Genomic DNA, 22,718 nt, shown 5'->3' with positions numbered 1-22,718 from the left:
CTCCGGCGCATGGAAGATGCAAGGTTCGACCGTCTCGCCCATATCATCCCGCGCCGGGGCGTCGTTGGTCAGGGCATGGACGTCTTCTCCCGAACGTTCCTTCCCGCTGCGGCCGAGGCTGGTATCGCGACCCAGACCGCCAGTCGACACATGCCTGTCTTTCGGCGCTGCGTCGGCTCGGGTGACGCCCCCATCCTAGTCACCCGGTGCAGCTGCCCGAACCGGTCCACCGCCGGCGAATACCTCCTGCTGCTGACCCACCGACGGCTGGTCGTCACCCGGCAGACCCGGGTGCTGCACCGGCTCCGCCTGCACCTCAACACCGAACTGCGCGAGCTGAGCAACGTCACCTGGGGTCCGGACCCACGGCTGCACTGCCTGGAGCTGGCCGCTACCGCCATCGACGGCGTTCGGGAGCGGTTCGTCATCCGGACTCGGCACCCGAAGCAGGTGTGGCAGCTCGACGAACTGCTCAACCACGCCTTCCGCACCCGCATCCGGACCGCCCACGAGCGGCTGGTCGCCACGATCGGTGACCCCGGTCCGGCCCCGGTCCGGCCGACCACTTTCCGACCCGCCACCGTCCGCTGACCGTTTCCTTACCGAACCCGAACACGTCCCGAGCGAGGCCGCGCCGTCCCGATCGGCCATCATGAGCCGGTGACCGTTGACGCGCCGCATCGCGGGCTCGTCCTCCTCGTCGAGGACGAACCGGCCATCGCCGATCTGGTCCGGCTCTATCTGGCCCGGGACGGGTTCGGCGTGCATCTGGAGCGGGACGGTGACGCCGGCCTCGCCGCCGCCCGCCGACTCCGGCCGGTCGCCTGTGTTCTCGACATCGCGCTGCCCGGTCTCCCCGGCACCGATATCTGCCGCCAGCTGCGCGAGGCCGGAGACTGGACACCGGTCATCTTTCTCACCGCGCGCGACGACGAGGTGGACCGCATCGTCGGGCTCGAACTCGGCGCTGACGACTACGTCACCAAGCCGTTCAGCCCGCGGGAACTGGTGGCTCGGGTACGGGCGGTGCTGCGCCGGGTCACCGGGCCGCCGCCGGGCCAGCCGCGGATCGTCGGCGCGGTCACGCTCGACCCCGACCGCCGTACGGTGACCGCGGCGGGAGGTCCGGTACAGCTGACCTCCACCGAGTTTGACCTGCTCGCCCACCTGATGGCCCGCCCGGGCCGCGTGTTCACCCGGGAGGAACTGCTCGCCGGGGTGTGGGGGTACGCCGTGCCCGCGGGCACCCGAACCGTTGATGTGCACGTGGCGCAGGTCCGCGCGAAGCTCGGCGCGGCGAGTGTGATCCGTACCCATCGGGGGGTGGGGTACGCCGTCGATGCGTGAGTACCGGATCGACCCGCCGACCGGGCCGGCGGCCGGCGCCCGACGGCCCGCCCGTATCCGACGCGGGCCGACCCTGACCGTCCGGGCGGTGCTGGTGACCTGCGCGGTCGCGCTGGTCTCGGTCCTGGTCACCGCGATCGTCGCGGTGCCGCTCGCGGTCCGCGGGGTGGAACACCGCGAGCAGCAGGCGTTGGCCGCCCAGTCCCGACTCGCCGCCGAGGCGCTGCGCAGTCGCCTGGACACCCCGCGCACCGTGGACGAGGACCGGCTGCTGCGGCAACTGCGGGCGCAGGGCATCGAGGCGTACCTGGTGCGGAACGGGGTGGTGGATCGGCCGGGGCTGCCGGTCCAGGTCGTGCAACGGATCGCCGAGGGCCGGCACGTCGCCGGCCGGCGTTCGGTCGCCGGCCGGCCGGCGCTGGTGCAGGGGCGGGCCCTGCCCGGCGGCGACGGGGTGGTGCTCGCGCGGGCCGGCTCGCTCGGCGGCATGTGGCGGCAGGTCGCCCAGAGCCTCTGGCTGCCCCTGCTTGCCGGGCTAGCGGCCGGGCTGGTCGCCGGTGTACTTCTCGCCCGTCGCCTGGCCCGGCCGATCCGGCGGGCGGCGGACGCCGCCACGCGGCTGCGGTCCGGCGAGCGTGCGGTCCGCGTCCCGGTGGAGCCCCCGCACGAGGTGGCGGACCTGGCGGAGGCCCTGAACGGCCTGGCTGCCGCGCTCGCCACCAGCGAGGGACGGCAGCGGGAGTTCCTGCTCTCCGTCTCGCACGAGCTGCGGACCCCGCTGACCGCCATCCGAGGGTACGCGGAGGCCCTGGCGGACGGGGTGATCGACTCGGCGGAGGTGGCCGGAACCGGGCGCACTGTGCTGACCGAGGCGGAGCACCTGGATCGGCTGGTACGGGATCTGCTGGCCCTGGCCCGGCTGGAGGCCGTGGACTTTCCGCTGGAGCCGGTACGGGTCGACCTGGTTCGGCTGGCCGCGGAGGCGGAGCGGACGTGGGCGGCGCGGTGCGCGGCCGTCTCGGTGGCGTTCCGGGTCGAGGCGCCGGATCGAGCGGTGCCGGTGTACACCGATCCGGGGCGGATTCGGCAGGTGGTGGATGGGCTGCTGGAGAATGCGCTGCGGGTGGTGCCGCCGGGGGCGCCGGTGGTCCTCGCGACCCGGTGGGCCGGCGTGGACCCGGCCGCGGGCGGGGTGATCGAGGTCCGGGACGGCGGCCCCGGTCTGACCGACGACGACCTGGCGGTGGTCTTCGAGCGGGGTGCCCTGCATCAGCGGTACCGGGGAGTGCGCAAGGTCGGTAGTGGGCTGGGCCTGGCCCTCGCCGCCGGCCTGGTCCGGCGGCTCGGTGGGGAGATCAGCGCGGGGCACGCGGCCGAGGGCGGGGCCGCGTTCGTCGTCTCGCTGCCGCCAGATCCTTACCAGATCCGAACCTCAGCCTGACGCTGCGCTCGCCGAGACCGACCAGGCTGGACTTCCACCCACAGGGACGAGAGGGAGAGTCATGGCACGTTGGGGAGTCGCCGCCACCACGCTGCTCGCGGCGGTCACGCTCGGGCTCAGCGGCTGCGGGGCGGCCCAGGTGGCCGGGCCGGCCGGAGAGCAGGCCGTCGAGGTCGCCGCGGCACTGGGCGTGGAGGGCCAGGCGCTGGCCGCGCTGGGTCTGGACCCCGTCGAGATGGACGTCGTACCCGTGGCCGCGTCCGATTCACCGACCCCCGACGCGGAGTCGGGCCGGAAGGAACGGGCGGAACAGTGGCGCAAGCGGCGGCCGGCCCGGGTGCTGCTGCGGAAGAACACCATGCACGGCGAGGTCGTGGTGCAGACGAAAGAGGACGGTCCGAGGACGGTAGCCGTCCAACGCGGTGAGGTTACCGCGATCGATGAGCAGACGATGACCATCCGGTCGTCGGATGGCTTCGAGCTGACCTGGACCTTCGGGCCGGAGCTTCGGGTGGTGGAGCGTCGCCAGACGGTCCAGCCGGAGGCGATCGAGGTTGGCCGGGTGCTCGGTGTTGCCGGCGCGAAGGACGGCGAAGAAGGCGAGGCTCGGTTGATCGTGTTGCCCAAGAGCGAGTAGCGCGTCCCCGGCGGCGGTTCGGCACGATGGCGCCGGACCGCCGCTGATACCTCAAGATCACGGCCTGACGGGGTACGCTATGGCGTCCAATGGTGCGCCCACCGGGGGAAACATCCGTGAAGCTCTCGATCCTCATGCCGGTCTACAACGAGGAAGAACGCATCGCGGATGCCTTGAAGCAGGCGCTCGCGGTGGACTATCCGTGCGAGATCGAGCTCGTCGTGGTGGACGACGGGAGCCGGGACGGCACCGGCGAGATCCTGGACCGGGCCGATGACGCCCGAGTCCGTGTGATCACCCACCCGCGTAACTCCGGTAAGGGCGCGGCCATCCGGACGGCGGTCGACAACGCCGAGGGTGAGTACATGGTGATCCTCGACGCGGATCTGGAGTACGACCCGCAGGACATCGCCAAGCTGCTCGCGCCGGTCCTCGATGGGCGGGCGAAGGTCGTATACGGTAATCGCACCTTCGGTAGCCACAGCGCCTACAGCTTCTGGTACGTGATGGGCAACAAGGGCGTCACGATGGTGGCCAACGTGCTGTTCAACTCCTACATCGGCGACCTGGAGACCTGCTTCAAGCTGATGCCGATCGAGTTGTACCGATCCCTGGAGATTCACTCTCGCGGCTTCGGCATGGAGGCGGAGGTGACCGGCAAGCTGCTGCGCCGTCGGATCCGCCCGTACGAGGTGCCGATCAGCTACCGGGCCCGTGGCCGCGAGGAGGGCAAGAAGATCACCTGGAAGGACGGGGTCGAGGCGGTCTGGATTCTCGGCCGGGAGCGGGCCCGGCGCCGTCCTCCGGGCACCACCCCCCGCTGACTCTCCGGGGCCACCCTCGCCCCGCTGCCCCGCCGAGCGCCCCCCGTTGACCGCTGCGCCGGAAGGTCAGCGCGGTGCCGGAAGGTCAGTGCAGTACCGGCGAGACGAAGTCCAGCACCGATCGCCGCAGCCCCGACGCGTCCAGGCCGTGCCAGCGGGTGTGGTCGTCGGCCGACCCGTACCGTCGGAGTTCTTCGCGCCCGACGCCGAGTGCCAGTAGCCGGTGTGGGCGGTCCGCCAGCGCCGCCGAGACCACCCGGCTGGAGGTCCCGGCGAGGTAGGGCTCGACCAGGATCACGTCGGTGCCGGCCCGATCGCGGAGCCCGGCGGTGTCGAACGGGCGCGGCCGGTTGGTGTACGCCACCGTGACAGGCAGGTCGGCCAACGCCGCAGTGGACGCGTCCAGGGTCGGCCCGACGGCCACCACCAGGGGTGCTCCCGGTCCGGCGTCCCGCACCACCTGCAACGCTCCATCGCCGCCCAGCGGCCGGTCGTTGCTGAGCACCGACAACCGCAGGTACGCCGAGGTCTCCGCGGCTACCGCCGTCCGTAGCAGCGGCGCCACCTCGCCGGGGTGGCCGGGTACGTGCACCGTCCAGCCGTGCAGGGTGTCGATCAGCGAGACATCCGCCGGCGACAGGTGGGTCCGGCCCGCCTCCGGGCGGTCGTACGAGGCGCCCACGCTGACCAGCACCGCGCTCGCATCCTGGTGGTCCAGGTCGAGCTTGAGCTGCTCGTACGCCCGCTCGACCAGGAACGGCGCGTAGGTGTGCACGATCGGCCGCAGGCCGGTCAACGCCAGCCCGCCGGCCACCCCGACCATCAGCTGTTCCCGGATTCCGACGTTCAGGACCCGGTCCGGGTGCCGGGCCGCTGCCGGGGCGAAGAGGGCGGCGGAGATATCGGCCAGGACCAACGCGGTGCGCGGGTCGTCGGCGAGCAGCGCGGTGGTGGTGTCGACGAAGGTGTCGCGCATTAGGCCTCCTTGGGTTCGACGACCGCCACGACGACGTGGGGCCGGTTGCCGTCATGCCCGGTCAGGGCGGTGTGCAGGGCATCGTGATCGCGTCCGTCGACGGTCGCCGCGGTCCAGCCGTCTACGACGAACCGGGCTGCCGGTCCGCCCGGCCAGCCGTGGGTGGCGGAGGCGTTGTCGATCACGATTGCGGTGAGGTTGGCCAGGCCGGTCGTCCCGGCGTAGGTGATCGCCTCGTGGTTGGAACCCTCGTCCAGTTCGGCGTCGCCGAGCAGCACGTACACCCGGGGTTCGAGCCGGCCCTGGGCCCGTAGCCCGAGCGCGCTTCCAACGCCGAGGCCGAGACCGTGGCCGAGCGATCCGGAGCCGATCTCCACGCCGGGCACGAGCATCCGGTCGGGGTGGTCGCCGAGTCGGCTGGCCGGCCCACCCTGGTCGTCGAGCCAGTCGGCGGGGAAGAACTCCGCGGCGGCGAGCACCGCGTAGTAGCCGGCGACCGCGTGCCCCTTGGAGAGCAGGAACCGGTCCCGGTCCGGGTCGTCAACGGCCTCCGGGTGGACCCGCAGGACGCGTTGATAGAGCACCTGGAGCACGTCGATGGTGGAGTAGACGTTCGTGCCGAACTCCCGGCTGGCGCGAACTCGTTCCAGCAGGGGAGCGACCGGCTGTCGACCGTCGAGCGGCGCGGCGGCCTCGACGATCGTTGCGGTGGTCGTGATGGCTGTCATGCGGCTAGCCTGCAACTTAAAGCCAACTTCAGCTCAAGGTGACGTGATGCAGGAGCTATTGACTATCGGCCAGCTCTCCACGCGCAGCGGGGTGGCAATGTCTGCGCTGCGCTACTACGAGCAGATCGGGCTGCTCCGAGCCGACCGCACCGGCGGCAACCAGCGCCGGTACGCGCGCAGTGAACTCCGCCGGGTGGCGTTCATCCGGATCTCCCAACAGGTCGGCGTCTCGCTGGACGAGATCCGCGAGGCACTTGAATCCCTGCCGGCCGCCCGGACCCCGACCCCGGAGGACTGGACCCAGCTCTCCAGACTGTGGCGGAACCGGCTCGACGAGAAGATCACGCTCCTCACCCGGCTCCGGGACGACCTCGACGGGTGCATCGGCTGCGGGTGCCTGTCGTTGCGCCGCTGCACCCTCAGCAACCCGGGCGACCGGGTCGCCGACGAGGGCCCCGGTGCCCGCCTGGCAATGCCGCGCTAGCCGACGGTCAGCAGCACCTTGCCGACGTGCTCGTTCGACTCGACGAGGCGGTGGGCTTCGGCCGCATCGGTGATCGGCAGCCGGCGGTCCACGACCGGGCGGACCTTGCCGGCCGCGATCAGCGGCCACACCTGCTCGCGTACGCCCTCGACGATCTCCGCCTTTTGGCCCAGCGGGAGGGAACGCAGGGTGGTCGCGGCCACCGTCGCCCGCTTCGCCAGCAGCGCACCGAGATCCAGCTCCCCCTTCCGGCCGCCCAACAGGCCGATCAGCATCAGCCGGCCGTCGGTGGCGAGCGCGGCGACGTTTCGCCCCAGATAGGCCGCGCCCATGATGTCGAGGATCACGTCCGCGCCCCGGCCGTTGGTGAACTGGCGCACCTCCGCGGCGAAGTCCTGCTCCCGATAGTCGATCGGGTGGGCGGCACCGAGGGCCCGCAGCCGGTCGTGCTTGGTCAACCGCGCGGTCACCAGCACCGTCGCCCCGAGGGCTGAGCCGAGCTGGATCGCGAAGGTGCCGATCCCACTGCCGCCGCCATGCACCAGCAGCGTCTCCCCGGCGGCCAGCCCCGCCCGCTGCACCACGTTCGACCAGACCGTGCAGGCCACCTCCGGTAGCGCCGCCGCCTCCACCAGGTCCACGCCGTCCGGCACCGGCAGCAGCTGGCCGGCCGGCACCGCCACCCGCTCCGCGTACCCGCCACCGGCCAGCAGCGCGCAGACCGGCTGGCCCACCGCCCAACCGGACACGTCGTCGGCGATCGCGCTGATCACCCCAGAGCACTCCAGACCGGGGTACGGGGGCGCACCCGGGGGCGGCGGATAGAAGCCCTTCCGTTGCAGCACGTCGGCCCGGTTGACCGCGCTGGCCCGTACGTCAACGATCACCTCGCCGGGGCCGGGCACCGGATCGGGCACCTCGGTCCAGACCAACGTCTCGGGCCCGCCGAACTCCTGGATCGTGATCGCGTGCATGCTTCCTGTCTACCCGACGCCGGTCCGTGCCCGGGAGCCCGTACTGCTAACCCGCACTGTGGACGGCATGTGGGTGGGCGTGCTTGCCCATCGGCGGGGCCGGCGTGGCAGACTGGGCACGGTCGTCGCCCCGTGGGGCGGCGCGCCGGGAGGGTTCGCCTAGTGGCCGATGGCGCTGGTCTTGAAAACCGGTAAGGCAGTGATGTCTTCGTGGGTTCGAATCCCACACCCTCCGCCCTCGGAAAGCCTTGACGGCATCGCGGCCGGCAAGGACCTCGTGCCTAACCTAACTGGCGCTCCGCCAGCGTCCGTGGGCCGTCTGACCAACCAGGTTCAGCGCTGCAATAGTTAGCACGTGACGTGGGGAATCGGTGTGCTGACCGTTGATGACCTTCCCGGGTGTCTCGCTCTGGCGCAGGACCGGGGATGGCCTGCCGAGGACGGCAAGTGGCGCCTGCTGTTCGAGCTGGGCACCGTGTTCGGTGCCCGGAATACGAGGGGTGAACTGGTGGGAACGGCGGTTCTGACCCGTTACGGCAACTCGCTGTCGGTGCTCAGCATGGTGTTGGTCGCGGCGCGCCATGGCGGTCAGGGACTGGGCCGGCGGCTCGTGACACACGCCCTCGCGGGCGCCCGGACCAGGACCGTGGCGCTGTTTGCCACCGAATCGGGCCGTCCCTTGTACGAAAAGCTCGGCTTCACCGCTGTCGAGGCGCTGCATACCTATATCGGAACTATTTCCGGCCACCCGGAGCCACGCTCCCGCCCAGCCTTGCCCGAGGACATCGCGGCAATTAGGGCACTCGATACCGCGATTGTCGGCGCCCCGCGTGAGGCGCTACTGCAACGGCTGCTTTTGTTCGCCACCCAACTGCAGGTTCTGCAACATGGCAACGACATCGTCGGGTACGGCGCGGTGTGGCGCAACCTCGATCAACTGATGATCGGGCCGGTGCTGGCCACAGATCGCCACGCCGCCGCAACGTTGATAGGCGACCTGGCAGGCGGTGCCGACGGGTCAGTGCGGATCGACCTGCTCGACCACGACCGCCGGCTACGCGAATGGGTGCAGGACGCCGGAGCAACCTTGCGGAGCAGCACCACGTTAATGATCTCAGGGTCGCCGTCTCTTCCGGGCGATCGCAGCCGCTGGTACAGCCCGATGATGCAGGCGCTCGGCTAGCTAGATCAACGGTTCACTCGGGGGATGTTGAGGGCAGAGGGCTCCCCGCTGGGGGCCTAGAACGGCGCCGGGCCTGATGTTCGGTCCGCGCCCAACATCTGTGCAGCCGGGCCGTTCGCAGGTGAACCGCCACCGGGCAGTCGGCGGTGGTGTCGCGCTAATGGCGGTGTTGTCGGTCATGGGTGGCTCCTTTAGGTAAGGGCCGCGCGGGTGGTGGCGGGAATTGGCCCGCGACCCACCGAACCGCCGTCCCAGGCTTGACTCTCCCGCCAGGGGAGACTCGAGCATCGGTACGGAACGGAGGAACCGAGCATGGACGACCTGATCCCGATTGGGCGTTTCTCCCGGATGAGCCGGCTGTCAGTCAAGGCCCTGCGCTTCTACAACGAGCAGGGCCTGCTCGCACCCGCTTGGGTCGACCCGTCCTCGGGCTACCGCTACTACCGGCGGGCCCAGGCCGAGCGGGCCGAGGCGATCCGGATATTACGCGCAATCGACATGCCGATCGCGGACATCCGTGACCTACTCGCCGATGACGACCCGGAACTGACCGGCAAACGCCTCGTCGCGCACCGGGAGCGGTTGCGGGCCCGGCTCGCCGAGCAGGAGCAGATGCTGCGCTTCCTCCAAGCACTCATCGATCGAGGAGGACGTGTCGTGCCCTACGACGTCATCGTGAAGGAAGTCGCCACCATTCCGGTGGCCAGCCTCACCCTGCACACCAGCCTCAATGCGATCGGTGCCGACATGGGCCGCGGCTTCGGCGCGGTCGTCGACGCCATCGGCAACGCCGGCACCGAGTCCAACGGGAAGCCGTTCGTCATCTACCACGATGTCATCGACGAACAGACCAACGGCGACATCGAGATCTGCATCCCGGTCCCGGCCGGCACCGTCCTACCCGGCGACCCGGTCCGCTACCGTGAGCTCCCCGGCGGCCCGGTCGCCACCACCGTCCACCGAGGGTCATACCAGGAGATCAGCCCCGCTTACCACGTCGTCACCGGCTGGATCGAGCAGGAGGGTATTCATCCAGCGGGCCCACCGCGCGAGGTCTACCTCAACGACCCTCAAACGGTCAGCCCCGCTGAGCTGCTCACCGAAGTGCAGTTCCCCATCGACAAGACCCCGCGCTGATCGGGTGGCCAGCAGCTGCCCGCCACCCCGAGACCGGTCGCCCATCGCTGTTTTCGGCAGCACCGAGGTGTTTTCGGACCTGCGGAGCTGGACCTTGGACTAGCCGTCAGTCGTCGGCTTCCAGCACGAAGGCGTTTCCGTCGGGATCCTGGACTTGGCGGAATCAGGCGATCAGACGAGGCCCCCGGTGAGGAAGTGAAGGGCGAGCCAGGTCACGAACGCCAGCAGCGCGAACCGCCGCAGCCACACCCAGCCCGTGACCTTCCGGGCTGGCTCGCCGGGTTTGCGGCGCTGCGTGCCGAACCACAACCAGACGTGCTCGGACAGGGTGTCACCGTCGCGACTGTTCAGCACGGCCGTTACTTCAACCACGCCGAAGTACAGGAGCCAGACGATCCATGCGGCCGTGTAGTTACCGAGGCCGAAGGTGAGTCCGGCGACGGCGCCGAGGAGAGCGCCGCCCGCGATGAACGGGAGGACGCGACTCACCTCATCACCGCGCAGATAGACCTCCGCATGTGCTCTGCCTCCCCATCTGTCCTGGAGACGACGGCGGCCTTGCCGCGCGGGGGTGCATTCGAGACAGTCACCGTCGTGGTCGGCGCGGATGTAAACGTAGGCGGATATTCACGTCTCCTCAAGCCTTGTGTCGTGTTCGGACACCAGCTTTCGTGCCGGCCGTGGTGAAGGGGTTGCCGGAGGGCGGAGAGCGCCTGTCGTGCGTCGATTCCGTCGCCACGGAGGCGGATCCGGGCGAGCGGTACCGCATAGTGGCGGACACGGTCGCGGTGTCGTCCCAGGTCCTGCAACCCAACGAACTATCCGAATCCCAGGGGCGTCTCTTCGCCAAGTGGGGCCTGTATGTGCGGACCGGGGCGGCCGTGGAGGTGCAGGTGGCACCGGGATGGGAGGATCGCGTCCGCATTGGCTGGGGCGCTCCCGCCACACCGGTGACTACCGTGCAGGTGGAGGCCTGCCCCGTTACGAGCGCGTCGGCCGCATGGTCGGTGTTCGCCGGCGGCACCTGGGTGGCGAGTCCGGAGTGCGTACCGCTGATGATCTGGGCTGAGGGACGACAGGTTGAGGTGCGCCTCGCGGTAGGCGCCGCGTGTGACGAGAGCTCATCCCCCTAGGTGGGCTGGTCATGGTGGTCATACAGGTAGCCCAGCCGAAATAGGCTGCGCGCATGGTGGCGCGAGTGGACGTACGAATCGCGGGTGTGATCTTGGTCGATCAGCGGGGTTGGTTGTTGTTGCAGCTTCGGGACGGCAACACGCGGGTGGATCCGCACCGATGGTCCCTACCTGGTGGTCACCTGGATCCGGGCGAGGATCCGCTGGTGGCGGCCCATCGAGAGCTCTACGAAGAGACCGGTCTCAAAGTCGATGAGCTTCGCCTGTTCTGGCGGGGACTGGCTCCGGCGGGGCGATTCCCCGGCACGGTCGGCGAGTTTTCAATTTTCTACGCGCCGACCAGCGCCACCGATGCGGATGTGGTGTGTGGGGAGGGGGCGGCGATGCGATTCGTGGACCGGGCTGACGCGCTCACCCTGGAGTTCGGGCAGGCGTACGCGGAGATCGTGCCGCGTTTCCTGGGCTCCGCGGAGTACCGACAGCTGGTCCGGGCCGGTTGATCGCTGCTGCTGCTGCTGCCGCTGCAGCAGCAGTAGGCAGTGGTGCCGGTGCCGGTGTCGACAATGGCCCCCGCGACTCACTCCGGCGTTGGAGCCTCACTCCGGGAGCTTTCGGGCCGATCGTCGGAACGGCCCCCAGGCGACGAATCGGTCGAATAGTTCGCGGGGGTTTGGTCCGTCGTGGGGGTTGAGGTGGTAGAGGTCGTGCATGGCTTCGTAGAGGAGTCCGGCGAGGTAGATGGATAGGCTTGGTTGTCGGGTTTCGTATTGGGTTTTGAGGAGGAGGCGGGCTTCGGCGCAGGGCCAGGGGTGGCCGCAGGCGCGGCAGGTCCAGGTGGGTCGTAGGGGTGTGTGGGGTGGTCGGTTTCCTGTTCGGTGGTGGGGGTGTTGGGGGTGGGGGCCGAGTCGTGGTTGGGGGAGGTGGTGGGGGTTCACCAGTGGCCTCCGTTGGCGCGCCATTGTTGGGTGGGGGTGAGCCAGCCGACGCGTCCGGGTTGGGGGTCGGCGAGGGTTGGTTGGGTCATCCACGTGGGCAGGGTGACGGGCAGGTGGGTTGGCCGGGCCCGCTCCGCCGCCGCCGGGCGCCTTGAAGCGGCTGGGTGCTGTGAAGTGTTCGCCCGGTGCGGCCCGTTCGCCCGGTGCGGCCCGTTCGCCCGGTGTGCTCCGCCGGCGCGGTACGGCGCGTTCGTGCCGTGTGGGCGCGGCGGTGCGGTGTTTCTCCGACGCCAGCTGAACCAGCGAGTACGCATGTCGACCTCCTCGATGTCGTTTGGAGGGACCGCCCCCACCGACAGCGCGGGGGTGGGGGCGGTCCGACAGGCGCCTCCGGCGGGAAAGTCCTCCACCGGCTCACGCCGTCTCAATTCACTCTCTGTGTTAACCACCTGGCGGCGGAAGGGCTTCATGCTGATCCTGGCGAGGGTCTGGCGATCGTGCTCTTTTCCTGGCGAAGCTTGGCGATCTTGCTGGTAGGGCTGGCGACGTCTGGCGATCTTGCTCATTTTCTGGCGGCGCTTGGCGATCTTGGCAGTTCGGCTGGCGGCGCTTGGCGATTTTGGAGGTTTGGCTGGCGAAGCTTGGCGATCTTGCTCGTTGGACTGGCGTGGTGTGGCGATCTAGAAGAAGCTCTGGAGGGTCGATGGAATCTGAACGTGCCGCTGATCTCATCCGGGTGCAGCTCCGTCGACAGCGGGCGCTCGCCGGCATGAGCCAGGAGGAGTTCGGGCGTCGAACGAACTACTCGGCGTCGACCGTGTCGGCGGTGGAGACCGGCACCCGAATGATTGACCTGCCGTACGCGTGTCGGGCGGACGAGATCCTGGAGACCGGCGGCCTCTTCGAATCGCTGCTGCGGCTGGCGCATCGGGACGAGCAGCCCGCCTGGTTCAAGCCCTGGCTGGAGGCCGAGGCGGTCGCGCGGCAACTTCGCTATTTTCACCCGAATCTGATTCCGGGCCTGCTCCAGACCGAGAACTACGCCCGCACGGTCCTGCGGTTCGACGACACCCGGCCCGAGTTCGAGGTGGAGCAGCAGGTCTCGGCTCGGCTGGAGCGGCAGAAGATCCTGACCCGCGACCGACCGCCGCAGGTCGTGGCGGTCATCAACGAGGGGGCGCTGCGGCTCGGGGACGCCATCATGGCCGAGCAGCTCGCACATCTGCTCCGGATGGCGGAGCTGCCGTACCTCCACATTCACGTGATCCCCGTAGCTGCGGGCCTGCACGTGGGACTCTCCGGTCCGCTCGCCCTAGCGATGATCTCGGATGGAGGCTGGGTCGGCTACCTGGAAAACCAGCTTGCCGGCGACCCTGTCAATGCCGAGGAAGAGATAGTTACCCTTCAGACCAGGTGGGAGTGCGTGCGAGGCGTCGCCCTCCCACAAGCCTCATCGGTCGCGCTGATCAAAGAAGCGGAGTACCTGCATGAACCTCAGTAACGCTCGCTGGAAGAAGTCCACTCGCAGCGGCACGAGCGGCGGTGAGTGTGTCGAGGTCGCCGACAACCTTCCCGGCGTCGTCGGGGTGCGGGATTCCAAGGACCCGACCGGGCCGGCGCTGGTGTTCGGGCCGGGGGCGTGGCGGGCGTTCGTCGCCCAGCTACCCGTCCGCGACTGACCCACCCCCGGCACCAGCGAGGTCATCCCGATCCGGGGTGCCGACCCGACCTGCGCCCGTCCCCACCTGGCGGTTTCCAGGGGACGAGCGCTCCGTCGTCCTGGTGCCGCTCGCTGAGGTGGCCCGGCGGCACTCTCCCGTCACCCGGTGAGCAGCAGCGTCGCCGGGGTGGCGAGCAGGAGGAACGGGCCGAAGGGCAGGTGGCTGGACCAGCGGGCCCGCCCGGTGGCGAGCAGCGCCAGGGCGGTCACGGCGGCCAGGGTGAAGGCGAGCAGCAGCCCGAGTACCAGAAACGGCCAGCCGTGCCAGCCCAGGAGCAGACCCACTCCGACCGCGAGCTTCGCGTCGCCGAGCCCGAAGCCTCGCCGGCCGAGTAGGAGGGTGCTGGTGGCGAAGAGTAGGCCCAGGCCGAGCCCGGCGGCGGTGGCGCGCAGCCAAGGGGCGTACCCGGTGTCGAGGGTCGCGGCCAGTCCGAACAGCAGCCAGGTGCCGAGCGTGGCGGGGCCGGTGAGTCGGTCCGGCAGTCGGTGCACCGCGGCGTCAACGAAGGCGAGCGGCACCGCCCAGCCGAGCCACCAGGCCGCCGCGACCAGCTCGATGACGGGCCCACCGGCCAGCAGCAGCATCAGGGCGGCGGCGAGCGCGGCGACCTCCACCGTGCCGGGTGGGGGGCCGACCCGCGCGCCGCACCCACCGCACCGGGCGCGCGGCCCGATCGCCGGCCCCGCCTGGGTCAGGCTGATCGGGGCGCCACAGGCGTCGCAGCCGAGCCGGGTCGTCACCCCCACCGGTACGGAGTGCCGTACGGCGGCGAGCCGGAGCGCCGGGGTGACCGCGAGCGCGGCCAGCAGTGAGCGAGGTGCGGTACGGCGGGAGCCGGTCACCGTCATGTCGAACCCCATCGGATGAATACGGACAGTAATTGTTGGGCAGCTCTTCGGTCTCGACTGACCTGAACCGAGGGCTCCACGCCCCACCACCTCTCATTACTGAGCGTGTTCACCTGAATTGCCCCTGTTGTATCGGCTGCCGTCAGCCTATGCTCGCCCATTGAGTGCAATGCAACCCCTGCAATCCTTCGATCAAGAAAATGTGGGCGGGGTGGGAGTCGTCTTTCTTACAAGTCAGTAACAGTAAATATGGATGTCTTGTATGGGGTCCGGATGGCAGCATCCGGCCGCGTTTCCGCATGTCCGGATTCACCGGGTAGCGACCGCCCGGTGGAGGTCGACGAGGAGGGTCGGGACAGTGCGAGGAAGCCAGTTCAGGGGCGTGTCGGCGTGCCTGGTGTTGGGAGCGGTGTTGGGTGCTGTGACCAGCTGCGGCGCCGACCGGGAAGCGCCGGTCGAGACGATGGGCATCGTTGATCAACATTCCCCGGCATCGGGGGAAGTAGCCGAGCGAAATGCTCGGAAAGCCGCGCTCGCCGCCTATTCCGGATATCTCGCTGTGGCCCAGGAAGCGAGTGGCGACAGCGACCCACACCACCCGGAACTCACCACCTACCTGGCCGACCCGTTGTTGACCCAGGTTCGCTTCACTATCCGCACCGCCAAAGAGCACGGCGCCATCCGCATCGGCATCCTCCGTTCGGACCCCGTCGTGACCGCCGTTGACGTCGCGAGTGTCCCGGCCATCGTTGAGATCCAGGACTGCCTCGACGCGACCGACTGGCGGCTGGTCTACGCGGAAGACGAGCGGGTCGTGCCCGGCAGCCAGAGCACCCGGCATCTGGCCACCGTGACCGTGTCCCGATATCCGGACGGCCGCTGGCTGGTCAACACCGGCGCCGCCCATGAGGACCAGCCGTGCTGACCCGGGCGGCCCGATCGCGCCGCACCTCGCTGCCGGCGCTGATCACCAGCGGGCTGGCAGCGCTGATCACCACCGGCCTGACTGCTGCCGCCGCACCGGCCGCCGCCGCGCCACCCGTTCTCGCCGTGCCGGCCGCCGCCGTGCCGGCCGTTGCCGCCGCTGCGCTGCCCGTTGTCGCCGCGCCGGCCGCCGCTGCCGCCGTGCCGTCCGTTGCCGCCGTGTCGGCCGCCGCTCCGCCAGATGTGATCTGCCCGCCTTCGCAGACCACCTGCGAGGTCTGGGACGACGAGCCCGGTGACGGCGGTGGTCCGGGAGGTGGTGGCCCCGGTGACGGCGGGGGCGGCGGTGACGGCGGCGGTGCGACGTGCCAGCGGGACGGCGAGGTCGTCCCCTGCTACGACGAGGTGCTCGGCTGGTTCCACAGCGGTGACGGCTGCTACTACAAGCTGGTCGAGCCCCAGCCCGAGGGCACCCCAGACGGCTTCGACTGGTATCTGGTCACCTGCAGGAATGGTGATATCGGCTGGCAGCGAACGGAGCTGCTGGACGCCCCGCCGCCCGGATTCGGCACCCCGCCCGACCCGGCGGAACTGGCCCGGGCCGCCCTCGCCTCGATCGACCTGCTCCCGCCGCGGGCGGCCGTCGCACCCCGCCGGCGCATCGGCTCCGGGCTGGTCGGCCTGCCGGTGTGGATGTGGGCCAGCACGGCCCAGCCCGGCCAGCCCCGCCACTACTTCGGCCCGCAGCAGGCCTCCGCCAGCGACCGGGGGTTGACCGTTCAGATCGCGGCGGAAGTCACCCGGGTGAGCTGGGACATGGACAACGGCACCAAGGTGACCTGCTCCGGCCCCGGAACGGCGTACGAGTCGGATAGTCCACTGGCCGGTAAACGCTCCCCGGACTGCGGCTACCACAGCGGCTACCCGGAGCCCGGCACGTACGAGATCCAGGCGACCACGCACTGGACGGTGAGCTGGAGCGGCGGCGGCGAGAGCGGCAGCTTCGAGGTCACCCGGACCAGCGGCGCCGTGACGATCGAGATCGATGAGCTTCAGGTGGTTACCCAGTGAGCCTCGCGACCAGCAACGCAGCGGCGACAGCCGACGCCCCGATCACCCCGCCCAAGGTGCTCCGGCAGCGCCGGATGCGCCCCGGCCTGCTCGGCCTCGCGGTCCTCCTGATCGCCCTCGGCGGACTCGGCTCGGCCTTCGCCGTCAACGCGGTCCGCGCCACCGGCAGCTACCTGGCGGTGGCCCGACCGGTCGAGGTCGGCCGCGTGGTCAGCGCCGACGACCTGATGACCGTGCAGGTCGCCGGTGGGGCGGGGCTCTCCCCGGTGCCGGCCGGGCAGCAGGACGAGGTGGTCGGGAAGCGGGCGAAGGTGTCGCTCGTCCCCGGAACGCTGCTCACCATGGAACAGCTCACCGACAAACCGTTGCTCGCCGCCGGCCAGCAGCAACTCTCGGTGGGCCTGGACCTGGCCCAGGCGCCGGCCCGCCAACTGCACCCCGGTGACAAGGTGTCGCTGGTCAGCACGCCGGCCGGCAACGACGACCGGTCGGTCACCACGGCGACCCGATTCGAGGCCACCGTGATCGACGCCAACCTCGTCGGAAACGACGACGAGATGGTGGTCTACCTGGCGCTCGCCGTACGGGACGTGCCGGCGGTGGCGGCGCTGGTGGCCCAGGACCGGATCGCCATCGTGCTCACCGAGGCGGCCTGAGCATGGCGATCATCGCGCTGGTCGCCGCGAAGGGCTCGCCGGGGGTCACCACCTCGGCGCTGGCCTGCGCCCTGACCTGGCACCGGCGGCTGGTGCTCGCCGAGTGCGACCCGGCGGGTGGATCCCTGCTCGCCGGCTACCTCGGTGGCACGCTCGACGGGCCCCGGGGCATCGGCGAGCTGGCCGTCGGGGAGCTGCGGGACGGCAACCTGGAGGCGACGTTCTGGTCGCAGCTGGTCGACCTGGACGCGCCGAAACGGGAGCGGCTGCTGCTGCCCGGCGTGGTCGACCCCGCCCAGGCCGGCAGCGTCATCCCGCTGTGGCAGCGGTTCGCCGACTTCTTCACCGAACTCGAGCACGGCGACCCGCCGTACGACGTCCTCGTCGACTGTGGCCGCCTGCACGTACCCGGTCCGCCCTGGCCGCTGCTGCGCGCCGCCTCGGTGGTGCTGGTGGTCACCGGGGCACGGCTGCCGGAGGTCTCGGCCACCCGCGCGCTGGTCCGGGCGATCCAGCGGGACTTCACCGAGCACCGGGTCGCCCCGGGCACGCTGCGGCTGCTGCTGGTCGGCGACGGGCACGGGCGCGGCGAGATCAGCAAGGCGTTGCAGCTACCGGTCATCGCGCGGCTGCCACACGACCCGCGTACCGCCGAGGTGTTGACCCTCGGTGGGACCGTGCGGGTCGGCCGGCCGCTGCTGCGCGCCGCCAGCGAGCTGGAGGTGCCGATCGGGACGCTGCTGGACCGGCGGCGGGCCCGCCTGGCTTGGCCGGTGGCGGGCCACGAAGGCGCCGGTGCGGTGACGCAGGGGGCGTCGAATGCGATTTGAACCCGTCTCCGCCGACCCCCGGCGGCACCCCCCGACCGCCACCTCAACCGCGCCCCCGCTGGCCCCGCCGAACGGCTGGCAGCCGGAGCCCGCCGCTGCCCGGCCGGAGCCACCGCCCCGCCCCCGGGTTGACTTCCAGGTCGTCCGCGAGCTGCGCCGAGAGCTCAGCGAACGGCTCACCCACTGGCAGCGTGGCCGGGAGTTCGACCCCGACGCCGAAGACACCGAGCGCGCCCGGCTGGCGGTCACGGTCGTCTCCGCGTACGCCGACGCGGTCCGTCGGGCCGGCACCCCGCTCACCGCCGACGAGGAACGGCTCCTGCTCGACCAGGTGACCGCCGAGCTGGCCGGGCTCGGCCGACTCCAGACCCTGCTGGTGGACGAGAGCATCGAAGAGGTGCACATCCTCGGCTGCGACCAGGTGCGTGTCACCCGGCGCGGCGGCGGGGTCGATTGGATCGAGCCGATCGCCGACAGCGATGCGGAGTTGGTGGAGATCCTGCAGGCGGCGGCCCGGCGGGCGGGCGCCACCGAACGCTCGCTCTCCACCTCCAAGCCCACCCTCGACCTGCAGCTGCCCGACGGTAGCCGGCTCGCCGCGGTGTTCCTGGTCAGCCACCGCCCCTATGCGGTGATCCGTAAACACAACACGCTCGATGTGGGGCTGGACGACCTCGCCGGCGGCCGGACCGACTTGGACGAGATGCTGGACCCGCTGCTGCGCGACTTCCTCCGTGCCGCCCTGCGCGCCGGCCTGAACATCATGGTCGCCGGCCTGGCCGGGGCGGGTAAGACGACCGTCATCCGGGCCCTGATGAACGAGATCCCGGCCGATGAGCCGTACGTGTTGCTGGAGGAGAGCCGGGAGCTGCTACCGGCCCGCCGCGGCGACCGGCACCGGGCGGTGATGAGCTTCGAAGCCCGTGAGGGGCATGGCGAACGTGGGCCGGACGGCCGCCCGGCCGGTGAGGTCAGCATCGCCGATCTCATCCCGGTGTCGCTGCGGATGGGCGTCCTGCGGATCATCGTCGGCGAGGTCCGCTCCCGGGAGATCGTGCCGATGCTCCAGGCGATGACCACCAGCCGCGGCTCGATGTGCACGATCCACGCCCGCACCTCGGCCGGCGTCAGCGACCGGATCATCGAGCTGGCCCTGGCGCACGGCCGGGAGATGAGCGTGGACCAGGCCCGCCGGATGGCTGGCAACGCCCTCGACCTGATCGTCTACGTCACCATCGAGGACGAGACCGCGATCGGCGGTCGAAAGCACCGCTTCGTCTCCCACATCGAGGAGGTGATCGGTGTCGGTGACAGCGACCGGATCACCACCACCACGGTCTTCGGGCCCGGGCCGGACGGGCGGGCGGTGCCCCGGCACCTACCGGAACGGATCCGCGCGCAGCTCCTGCGGGTCGGCTACGACACCCGGCTGCTGAGCCGGTGGATTGAGGCGGGCAGCGGCGCGTGGCGGCGCCCTCGGCAGACTCGGCTGGCCCAACGATGAACGCCGCGGTCGACATCGAACTCATCGCGGTGCTCTCCGGTGCCGCCTGCGTGGCCGGGCTGCTGCTGGCCGTCGTCGCGATCGTCGGCACCCGCCGCCCACCCGGGCCGGGCCCGGGAGCCCGGCGCGGGATCAGCCGGCTTGGCTTCGGCGCCACGGCGCGGGAGCGCCGCTTCCACCAGCTGCTACTGGTCGGCGCGGTGCTCGCCGGCGCGCTGGGCTTCCTGCTGACCGGGCTCCCGGTGGTCGGCCTGCTGGTCGCCGTCGCGGTTCCCGGCACACCCTGGCTCTTCTCGGTGGGCCGGGCCGAGCAACGGGCCATCGCCCGGATCGAGGCGGTCGGTGAGTGGACCCGACGGCTCAAGGACATCTCGGCCACCGGGCAGGGCCTGCAGGCCGCGATCACCGGCACCGTCGCCACCGCACCGGAGGAGATCCAGGAGGAGGTACGGCTGCTCGCCGCCCGCCTCCAGGCCGGCTGGCTGGCCCGGCCCGCCCTGCTGGCCTTCGCCGACGAGATCGCCGACCCGGTCTGCGACCAGGTGGTGGCGGCGCTGATTCTGCACCTGACCGATCGGGGGGAGCGCCTCGGCGACGTACTCGGCTCGATCGCCGCAGCCGCCAGCGCCGAGGTCGCCACCCGGCGGGAGATCGAGGCCAAACGTACCCAGCCCCGGTTCGCGGTCCGCTTCCTCACCGGCATGACCCTGGCGGTGCTCGCGTACGGGCTGCTGAACACCGACTACATCCGTCCGTACGGCACCCCGACCGGGCAGCTCGTGATGGCGGTACTCGGGACGTCCTTCATCGTCCTGCTGGCCTGGGTTCGCGCGATGAGTCAGCCGCAGCGGCCGGCCCGCTTCCTGTCGCCGCCCGAGCCGCAGGAGGTGCTGACGTGACGAACTGGCTGTTGACCGTCGCGGTCACCGCCGGGGCGATGGCCGGGCTCGGGGTTTTCCTGGTGGTCCAGGAACTCCTTCCGGCGGCCCCGGCGCTCGGTCCCGCGCTACGGCGGCTGCACCAGCCGCCGGGGGCCTCCCACCCAGCCGGGCCCGCCGGCTACCGGCTGGAATGGCTGACCGGGACCGCCCGGTTGCTGCGTCCCCCGCACCAAGAGCTCGCCCTGCTCGGCCGTACCCCCGAGCAGTACGCCCTGTCGCTACTGCTCTCCGCGTTGATCGGACTCGCCTCGCCGACCCTGCTCAGCGTCACCTTCGCCGCCATGGGGGTCGGGCTGCCGGTGGCCGTACCGGTGCTGGGCAGCATCGGCCTGGCGCTGATCTGCGCGTGGGTCGCGCACCGCGCGGTGCTGACCAAGGCGGAGGCGGCCCGCAGCGAGTTCCGTGCCGCCGTCTGCACCTACCTGGATCTGGTGGCGTTGCAGCTCTCCGCCGCGCACGGGCCGGTGCAGTCGCTGGAGCGGGCGGCGGAGGTCTGCGACGGCTGGGTCTTCGACCGGATCCGGGAGTCGCTGCGCCTCGCCCAGCTCCAGATGCACTCGCCCTGGGACGAGCTGCGGGAGCTCGCCGACCAGATCGGTATTCCCGAGCTCGGCGACGTGGGCGCGATCATGCGCTCCTCGGGCAGCGAGGGCGCGCAGGTGCACGAGACCCTGCGCAGCCGGGCCGACTCGCTGCGCGACCAGATCCGCACCGACAACCTGGCGCGGGCGGAGGGGATAACCGGCCGACTGGATATCCCGGGCGCCCTGCTCGTCTTCGTCCTGCTTGGTTTCGCCACCTACCCGTTCCTCGCCCGTCTCTGATAACCGTCCGACAAAGGAGCCCGCCATGCCCCTGTTCACCTACCTACAGGTCGCGCTGGCCGCGCGCCTGGCCGAGCTGCGCTCCGACCGCGAGCGGGGGGACAGCCCCGTCCCCACCGCCGTGATCATCTTCGGTCTGGTGGCCGCCGCGATTACCGTCACGGCGCTCGTTGCCACCCGGGCGGAGGGCTGGATGAACGCCATTCCGACTGCCCCCTGATCCGATGCGCGTGCGACGGGCCCGCCTCGCCCTGCGCCGACGGCTCGGCGGCACAGACCGGGGCGCCAACCCGGTGGAGTTGGCGGTGGTGATGCCGGTGATCTTCGTGCTGCTCTTCGGGGCGATCCAGGTGGCCGCCGTCTTCATCGCCCGCTCCACGGCGATGCACGCGGCGCAGAGCGGGGTCAACGCGCAGCGGGTGCTCAACGCCCCGCCGGACGCGGGCGCGGACCGGGCGCGACGCTTCCTCGCCGCGGCCGGCGGCTGGCTGGTCGACTGGGACTCCCCGGGGCCGAGCTGCCAGACCGACGCGGCCGACGTGACCTGCACCGTCCGCGGCCGTTCGCTCTCCGTCGTGCCCGGCGTCGACTTCGCGATCAGCGAGAGCGCACACGGGACGGTGGAACGGTGGACGGAGCCGTGACCCGCGACCGTGGCCGACGCGGTGGCCGTGGCCCGCAGCGCGACCGCGGGTCGGTCTCCGTCGAGGCGGCGATCCTCGCACCGGCCTTCATCGCGTTGATGGTCCTCGCCGGGGTCGCCGGGCGTACCGCGGTCGCGGCCGAGGCCGTCGAGGCGGCGGCGCACGACGCCGCCCGCGCCGCCTCCATCTCCCGCGACGCGGGTACCGCCGGTGAGCGGGCCCGGGAGGCGGCCGTCCGGCAGCTCGACTGGCGCGGCCTCAACTGCACGAGTACGCCGACAGTCGACCTCAGCGGCACCGTCAACGGCCAGGCGACCAGCTTCGCCGCCGCGTTCCGGAGCCCGATCGGGCAGCAGGCCTCGGTGACCGTTCGGCTCTCCTGCACCGTCGACCTGTCCGACCTGCGGCTGGACACCATTCCGGGAGTGCCGAGCAGTCGTCGGGTGTCGGCCAGCTTCACCTCGCCGTTGGACCGCTACCGGAGCAGAGGATGACCGCCGTGCCGACGCGCCGCACCGACCTGAGTTGCACCGGCTCGCGCCGGGATGACTCGGGACGGGTCAGCGTCGTCCTGGCCATCGCTGCCCTGGGCATTCTCACCGTGGTGGCGCTCGCCTTCGATGGGGCCGGGCAGCTGCGCGCGCTGCAACGAGCCGACAACCTCGCCAGCGAAGCCGCCCGCACCGGGGGGCAGTCGATCGATCTGGCCACCGCGATCGAGGGAGGGCCGAAGCAGATCGATGAGCCGCAGGCGCGACAGGCGGTGGCCGAGTATCTCGCCGCCGCCGGTGCCAGCGCACACACCGTCAGCTTCCCGGTGGATGACGGGGAAACCGTGGTTCGGGTGCGGGTCACCGTCACCTACGAGAGGTCGCTGCTCGGCCTCGTCGGCTTCGACGACACCGTCAACGTCACCGGGGAGGCGACCGCTCGGGCGCTGACCGGCGGACTGTAGG

Annotated in this window: 29 protein-coding genes and 1 tRNA gene; 24 read left to right on the top strand and 6 right to left on the bottom strand. The window is 70.9% G+C overall.

What is annotated here, in order from left to right:
- Positions 1-75: 75 nt before the first annotated feature.
- The 5 genes from B116_RS0123705 (at position 76) to B116_RS0123685 (ending at position 4,249) form a co-directional block, all read left to right on the top strand.
- On the top strand, positions 76-591 hold the full coding sequence (locus B116_RS0123705) for a hypothetical protein (RefSeq protein WP_027661530.1): 516 nt from the start codon (positions 76-78) through the stop codon (positions 589-591).
- A 69-nt stretch (positions 592-660) separates the two neighbouring features.
- Complete coding sequence (locus tag B116_RS0123700; protein WP_027661529.1) at positions 661-1,347, top strand: response regulator transcription factor; 687 nt, start codon at positions 661-663, stop codon at positions 1,345-1,347.
- Positions 1,340-2,788 carry a sensor histidine kinase gene (locus tag B116_RS0123695; RefSeq protein ID WP_027661528.1) on the top strand — a complete coding sequence of 483 codons (1,449 nt, stop codon included), beginning with the start codon at positions 1,340-1,342 and terminating at the stop codon, positions 2,786-2,788. The genes B116_RS0123700 and B116_RS0123695 overlap by 8 nt, the downstream gene beginning before the upstream one ends.
- Before the next feature lie 61 nt (positions 2,789-2,849).
- Positions 2,850-3,425: a hypothetical protein gene (locus B116_RS0123690; protein ID WP_027661527.1), complete on the top strand. Its 576-nt coding sequence runs from the start codon at positions 2,850-2,852 to the stop codon at positions 3,423-3,425.
- A gap of 116 nt (positions 3,426-3,541) precedes the next feature.
- Positions 3,542-4,249, top strand: a complete 708-nt coding sequence (locus B116_RS0123685) for a glycosyltransferase family 2 protein (protein WP_018722679.1) — start codon at positions 3,542-3,544, stop codon at positions 4,247-4,249.
- Positions 4,250-4,334: 85 nt separating this feature from the next.
- Here the strand turns inward: B116_RS0123685 and B116_RS0123680 are convergent, their stop codons facing one another.
- Both B116_RS0123680 and B116_RS0123675 read right to left on the bottom strand, forming a co-directional pair.
- Positions 4,335-5,225 carry a transketolase family protein gene (locus B116_RS0123680; protein ID WP_027661526.1) on the bottom strand — a complete coding sequence of 297 codons (891 nt, stop codon included), beginning with the start codon at positions 5,223-5,225 and terminating at the stop codon, positions 4,335-4,337.
- Positions 5,225-5,953: a transketolase gene (locus tag B116_RS0123675; protein WP_027661525.1), complete on the bottom strand. Its 729-nt coding sequence runs from the start codon at positions 5,951-5,953 to the stop codon at positions 5,225-5,227. Before B116_RS0123675 ends, B116_RS0123680 begins: the two co-directional genes overlap by 1 nt.
- Before the next feature lie 46 nt (positions 5,954-5,999).
- Between B116_RS0123675 and soxR the strand changes: the two genes are divergently transcribed.
- Complete coding sequence (gene soxR, locus B116_RS0123670; RefSeq protein ID WP_018722682.1) at positions 6,000-6,437, top strand: redox-sensitive transcriptional activator SoxR; 438 nt, start codon at positions 6,000-6,002, stop codon at positions 6,435-6,437.
- Here the strand turns inward: soxR and B116_RS0123665 are convergent.
- Entirely contained in the window at positions 6,434-7,411 is a 978-nt protein-coding gene (locus B116_RS0123665; protein WP_027661524.1) for an NAD(P)H-quinone oxidoreductase, read from the bottom strand. The two genes, soxR and B116_RS0123665, sit on opposite strands and share 4 nt — an antisense overlap.
- 148 nt (positions 7,412-7,559) lie before the next feature.
- On the opposite strand from B116_RS0123665, the gene B116_RS0123660 reads away from it, so the two are divergent.
- From B116_RS0123660 to B116_RS0123650, 3 genes are all read left to right on the top strand, one after another.
- Positions 7,560-7,646: transfer RNA gene (locus tag B116_RS0123660), tRNA-Ser, on the top strand.
- A 120-nt stretch (positions 7,647-7,766) separates the two neighbouring features.
- A complete protein-coding gene (locus B116_RS0123655) occupies positions 7,767-8,594 on the top strand; it encodes a GNAT family N-acetyltransferase (protein ID WP_033667828.1) in 828 nt (275 codons plus the stop codon).
- A 312-nt stretch (positions 8,595-8,906) separates the two neighbouring features.
- Complete coding sequence (locus B116_RS0123650; protein ID WP_027661522.1) at positions 8,907-9,731, top strand: MerR family transcriptional regulator; 825 nt, start codon at positions 8,907-8,909, stop codon at positions 9,729-9,731.
- Between the two features lie 171 nt (positions 9,732-9,902).
- Here B116_RS0123650 and B116_RS0123645 read toward each other — a convergent pair whose 3' ends face one another.
- A complete protein-coding gene (locus B116_RS0123645; protein WP_018722685.1) occupies positions 9,903-10,220 on the bottom strand; it encodes a hypothetical protein in 318 nt (105 codons plus the stop codon).
- Positions 10,221-10,411: 191 nt separating this feature from the next.
- On the opposite strand from B116_RS0123645, the gene B116_RS25820 reads away from it, so the two are divergent.
- Positions 10,412-10,864: a hypothetical protein gene (locus tag B116_RS25820; protein WP_155255786.1), complete on the top strand. Its 453-nt coding sequence runs from the start codon at positions 10,412-10,414 to the stop codon at positions 10,862-10,864.
- 53 nt (positions 10,865-10,917) lie between these two features.
- Positions 10,918-11,364, top strand: coding sequence for an NUDIX domain-containing protein (locus B116_RS0123635; protein WP_033667826.1), 447 nt, complete (start codon positions 10,918-10,920; stop codon positions 11,362-11,364).
- A gap of 96 nt (positions 11,365-11,460) precedes the next feature.
- Here B116_RS0123635 and B116_RS28545 read toward each other — a convergent pair whose 3' ends face one another.
- Positions 11,461-11,799 carry a hypothetical protein gene (locus tag B116_RS28545; RefSeq protein WP_027661520.1) on the bottom strand — a complete coding sequence of 113 codons (339 nt, stop codon included), beginning with the start codon at positions 11,797-11,799 and terminating at the stop codon, positions 11,461-11,463.
- Between the two features lie 703 nt (positions 11,800-12,502).
- Between B116_RS28545 and B116_RS0123625 the strand changes: the two genes are divergently transcribed.
- Both B116_RS0123625 and B116_RS0123620 read left to right on the top strand, forming a co-directional pair.
- Positions 12,503-13,300, top strand: a complete 798-nt coding sequence (locus tag B116_RS0123625; RefSeq protein ID WP_027661519.1) for a helix-turn-helix domain-containing protein — start codon at positions 12,503-12,505, stop codon at positions 13,298-13,300.
- A complete protein-coding gene (locus B116_RS0123620) occupies positions 13,287-13,478 on the top strand; it encodes a DUF397 domain-containing protein (protein ID WP_027661518.1) in 192 nt (63 codons plus the stop codon). The genes B116_RS0123625 and B116_RS0123620 overlap by 14 nt, the downstream gene beginning before the upstream one ends.
- A 140-nt stretch (positions 13,479-13,618) precedes the next feature.
- Here B116_RS0123620 and B116_RS0123615 read toward each other — a convergent pair whose 3' ends face one another.
- Positions 13,619-14,380: a prepilin peptidase gene (locus B116_RS0123615; protein WP_027661517.1), complete on the bottom strand. Its 762-nt coding sequence runs from the start codon at positions 14,378-14,380 to the stop codon at positions 13,619-13,621.
- Positions 14,381-14,750: 370 nt separating this feature from the next.
- On the opposite strand from B116_RS0123615, the gene B116_RS0123610 reads away from it, so the two are divergent.
- From B116_RS0123610 to B116_RS0123560, 11 genes are read left to right on the top strand one after another with little or no spacing between them, the layout of a single operon-like run.
- Positions 14,751-15,293, top strand: coding sequence for a hypothetical protein (locus B116_RS0123610; protein WP_026322119.1), 543 nt, complete (start codon positions 14,751-14,753; stop codon positions 15,291-15,293).
- Positions 15,287-16,363: a hypothetical protein gene (locus B116_RS0123605; protein ID WP_027661516.1), complete on the top strand. Its 1,077-nt coding sequence runs from the start codon at positions 15,287-15,289 to the stop codon at positions 16,361-16,363. The genes B116_RS0123610 and B116_RS0123605 overlap by 7 nt, the downstream gene beginning before the upstream one ends.
- A complete protein-coding gene (locus B116_RS0123600) occupies positions 16,360-17,019 on the top strand; it encodes an SAF domain-containing protein (RefSeq protein ID WP_018724460.1) in 660 nt (219 codons plus the stop codon). The genes B116_RS0123605 and B116_RS0123600 overlap by 4 nt, the downstream gene beginning before the upstream one ends.
- 2 nt (positions 17,020-17,021) lie before the next feature.
- Positions 17,022-17,849 carry a P-loop NTPase family protein gene (locus B116_RS0123595; protein WP_018724461.1) on the top strand — a complete coding sequence of 276 codons (828 nt, stop codon included), beginning with the start codon at positions 17,022-17,024 and terminating at the stop codon, positions 17,847-17,849.
- A complete protein-coding gene (locus B116_RS0123590; protein ID WP_018724462.1) occupies positions 17,839-19,353 on the top strand; it encodes a CpaF family protein in 1,515 nt (504 codons plus the stop codon). Before B116_RS0123595 ends, B116_RS0123590 begins: the two co-directional genes overlap by 11 nt.
- Positions 19,350-20,252 (top strand): type II secretion system F family protein, encoded by a 903-nt coding sequence (locus B116_RS0123585; RefSeq protein ID WP_050591917.1) that lies wholly within the window; start codon positions 19,350-19,352, stop codon positions 20,250-20,252. Before B116_RS0123590 ends, B116_RS0123585 begins: the two co-directional genes overlap by 4 nt.
- Positions 20,249-21,118, top strand: a complete 870-nt coding sequence (locus B116_RS0123580; RefSeq protein WP_018724464.1) for a type II secretion system F family protein — start codon at positions 20,249-20,251, stop codon at positions 21,116-21,118. The genes B116_RS0123585 and B116_RS0123580 overlap by 4 nt, the downstream gene beginning before the upstream one ends.
- 25 nt (positions 21,119-21,143) lie before the next feature.
- Positions 21,144-21,338, top strand: a complete 195-nt coding sequence (locus tag B116_RS0123575; protein ID WP_018724465.1) for a hypothetical protein — start codon at positions 21,144-21,146, stop codon at positions 21,336-21,338.
- 4 nt (positions 21,339-21,342) lie between these two features.
- A complete protein-coding gene (locus B116_RS0123570) occupies positions 21,343-21,762 on the top strand; it encodes a TadE/TadG family type IV pilus assembly protein (protein WP_018724466.1) in 420 nt (139 codons plus the stop codon).
- Entirely contained in the window at positions 21,747-22,256 is a 510-nt protein-coding gene (locus B116_RS0123565; protein ID WP_027661514.1) for a TadE/TadG family type IV pilus assembly protein, read from the top strand. Before B116_RS0123570 ends, B116_RS0123565 begins: the two co-directional genes overlap by 16 nt.
- Positions 22,253-22,717: a hypothetical protein gene (locus B116_RS0123560; RefSeq protein WP_027661513.1), complete on the top strand. Its 465-nt coding sequence runs from the start codon at positions 22,253-22,255 to the stop codon at positions 22,715-22,717. The genes B116_RS0123565 and B116_RS0123560 overlap by 4 nt, the downstream gene beginning before the upstream one ends.
- Position 22,718 lies beyond the last annotated feature (1 nt).

Origin of the sequence: Salinispora fenicalii (genome assembly GCF_000514815.1) — a bacterium.
Lineage (GTDB): Bacteria > Actinomycetota > Actinomycetes > Mycobacteriales > Micromonosporaceae > Micromonospora > Micromonospora fenicalii.
The sequence above is the reverse complement of the archived record's forward strand: the minus strand, read 5'-3'. Positions and strand labels throughout refer to the sequence as shown.

What these genes read in the sequence shown, in the direction of transcription:
- B116_RS0123705 (WP_027661530.1), top strand. Translation starts at nt 76, where the DNA reads ATGGACGTCTTCTCCCGAACGTTCCTTCCCGCTGCGGCCGAGGCTGGT.
- B116_RS0123695 (WP_027661528.1), top strand. Translation starts at nt 1,340, where the DNA reads ATGCGTGAGTACCGGATCGACCCGCCGACCGGGCCGGCGGCCGGCGCC.
- B116_RS0123690 (WP_027661527.1), top strand. Translation starts at nt 2,850, where the DNA reads ATGGCACGTTGGGGAGTCGCCGCCACCACGCTGCTCGCGGCGGTCACG.
- B116_RS0123680 (WP_027661526.1), bottom strand. Translation starts at nt 5,225, where the DNA reads ATGCGCGACACCTTCGTCGACACCACCACCGCGCTGCTCGCCGACGAC.
- B116_RS0123675 (WP_027661525.1), bottom strand. Translation starts at nt 5,953, where the DNA reads ATGACAGCCATCACGACCACCGCAACGATCGTCGAGGCCGCCGCGCCG.
- soxR (WP_018722682.1), top strand. Translation starts at nt 6,000, where the DNA reads ATGCAGGAGCTATTGACTATCGGCCAGCTCTCCACGCGCAGCGGGGTG.
- B116_RS0123665 (WP_027661524.1), bottom strand. Translation starts at nt 7,411, where the DNA reads ATGCACGCGATCACGATCCAGGAGTTCGGCGGGCCCGAGACGTTGGTC.
- B116_RS0123650 (WP_027661522.1), top strand. Translation starts at nt 8,907, where the DNA reads ATGGACGACCTGATCCCGATTGGGCGTTTCTCCCGGATGAGCCGGCTG.
- B116_RS0123635 (WP_033667826.1), top strand. Translation starts at nt 10,918, where the DNA reads ATGGTGGCGCGAGTGGACGTACGAATCGCGGGTGTGATCTTGGTCGAT.
- B116_RS0123625 (WP_027661519.1), top strand. Translation starts at nt 12,503, where the DNA reads ATGGAATCTGAACGTGCCGCTGATCTCATCCGGGTGCAGCTCCGTCGA.
- B116_RS0123620 (WP_027661518.1), top strand. Translation starts at nt 13,287, where the DNA reads ATGAACCTCAGTAACGCTCGCTGGAAGAAGTCCACTCGCAGCGGCACG.
- B116_RS0123615 (WP_027661517.1), bottom strand. Translation starts at nt 14,380, where the DNA reads ATGGGGTTCGACATGACGGTGACCGGCTCCCGCCGTACCGCACCTCGC.
- B116_RS0123595 (WP_018724461.1), top strand. Translation starts at nt 17,022, where the DNA reads ATGGCGATCATCGCGCTGGTCGCCGCGAAGGGCTCGCCGGGGGTCACC.
- B116_RS0123590 (WP_018724462.1), top strand. Translation starts at nt 17,839, where the DNA reads ATGCGATTTGAACCCGTCTCCGCCGACCCCCGGCGGCACCCCCCGACC.
- B116_RS0123585 (WP_050591917.1), top strand. Translation starts at nt 19,350, where the DNA reads ATGAACGCCGCGGTCGACATCGAACTCATCGCGGTGCTCTCCGGTGCC.
- B116_RS0123575 (WP_018724465.1), top strand. Translation starts at nt 21,144, where the DNA reads ATGCCCCTGTTCACCTACCTACAGGTCGCGCTGGCCGCGCGCCTGGCC.
- B116_RS0123570 (WP_018724466.1), top strand. Translation starts at nt 21,343, where the DNA reads ATGCGCGTGCGACGGGCCCGCCTCGCCCTGCGCCGACGGCTCGGCGGC.
- B116_RS0123560 (WP_027661513.1), top strand. Translation starts at nt 22,253, where the DNA reads ATGACCGCCGTGCCGACGCGCCGCACCGACCTGAGTTGCACCGGCTCG.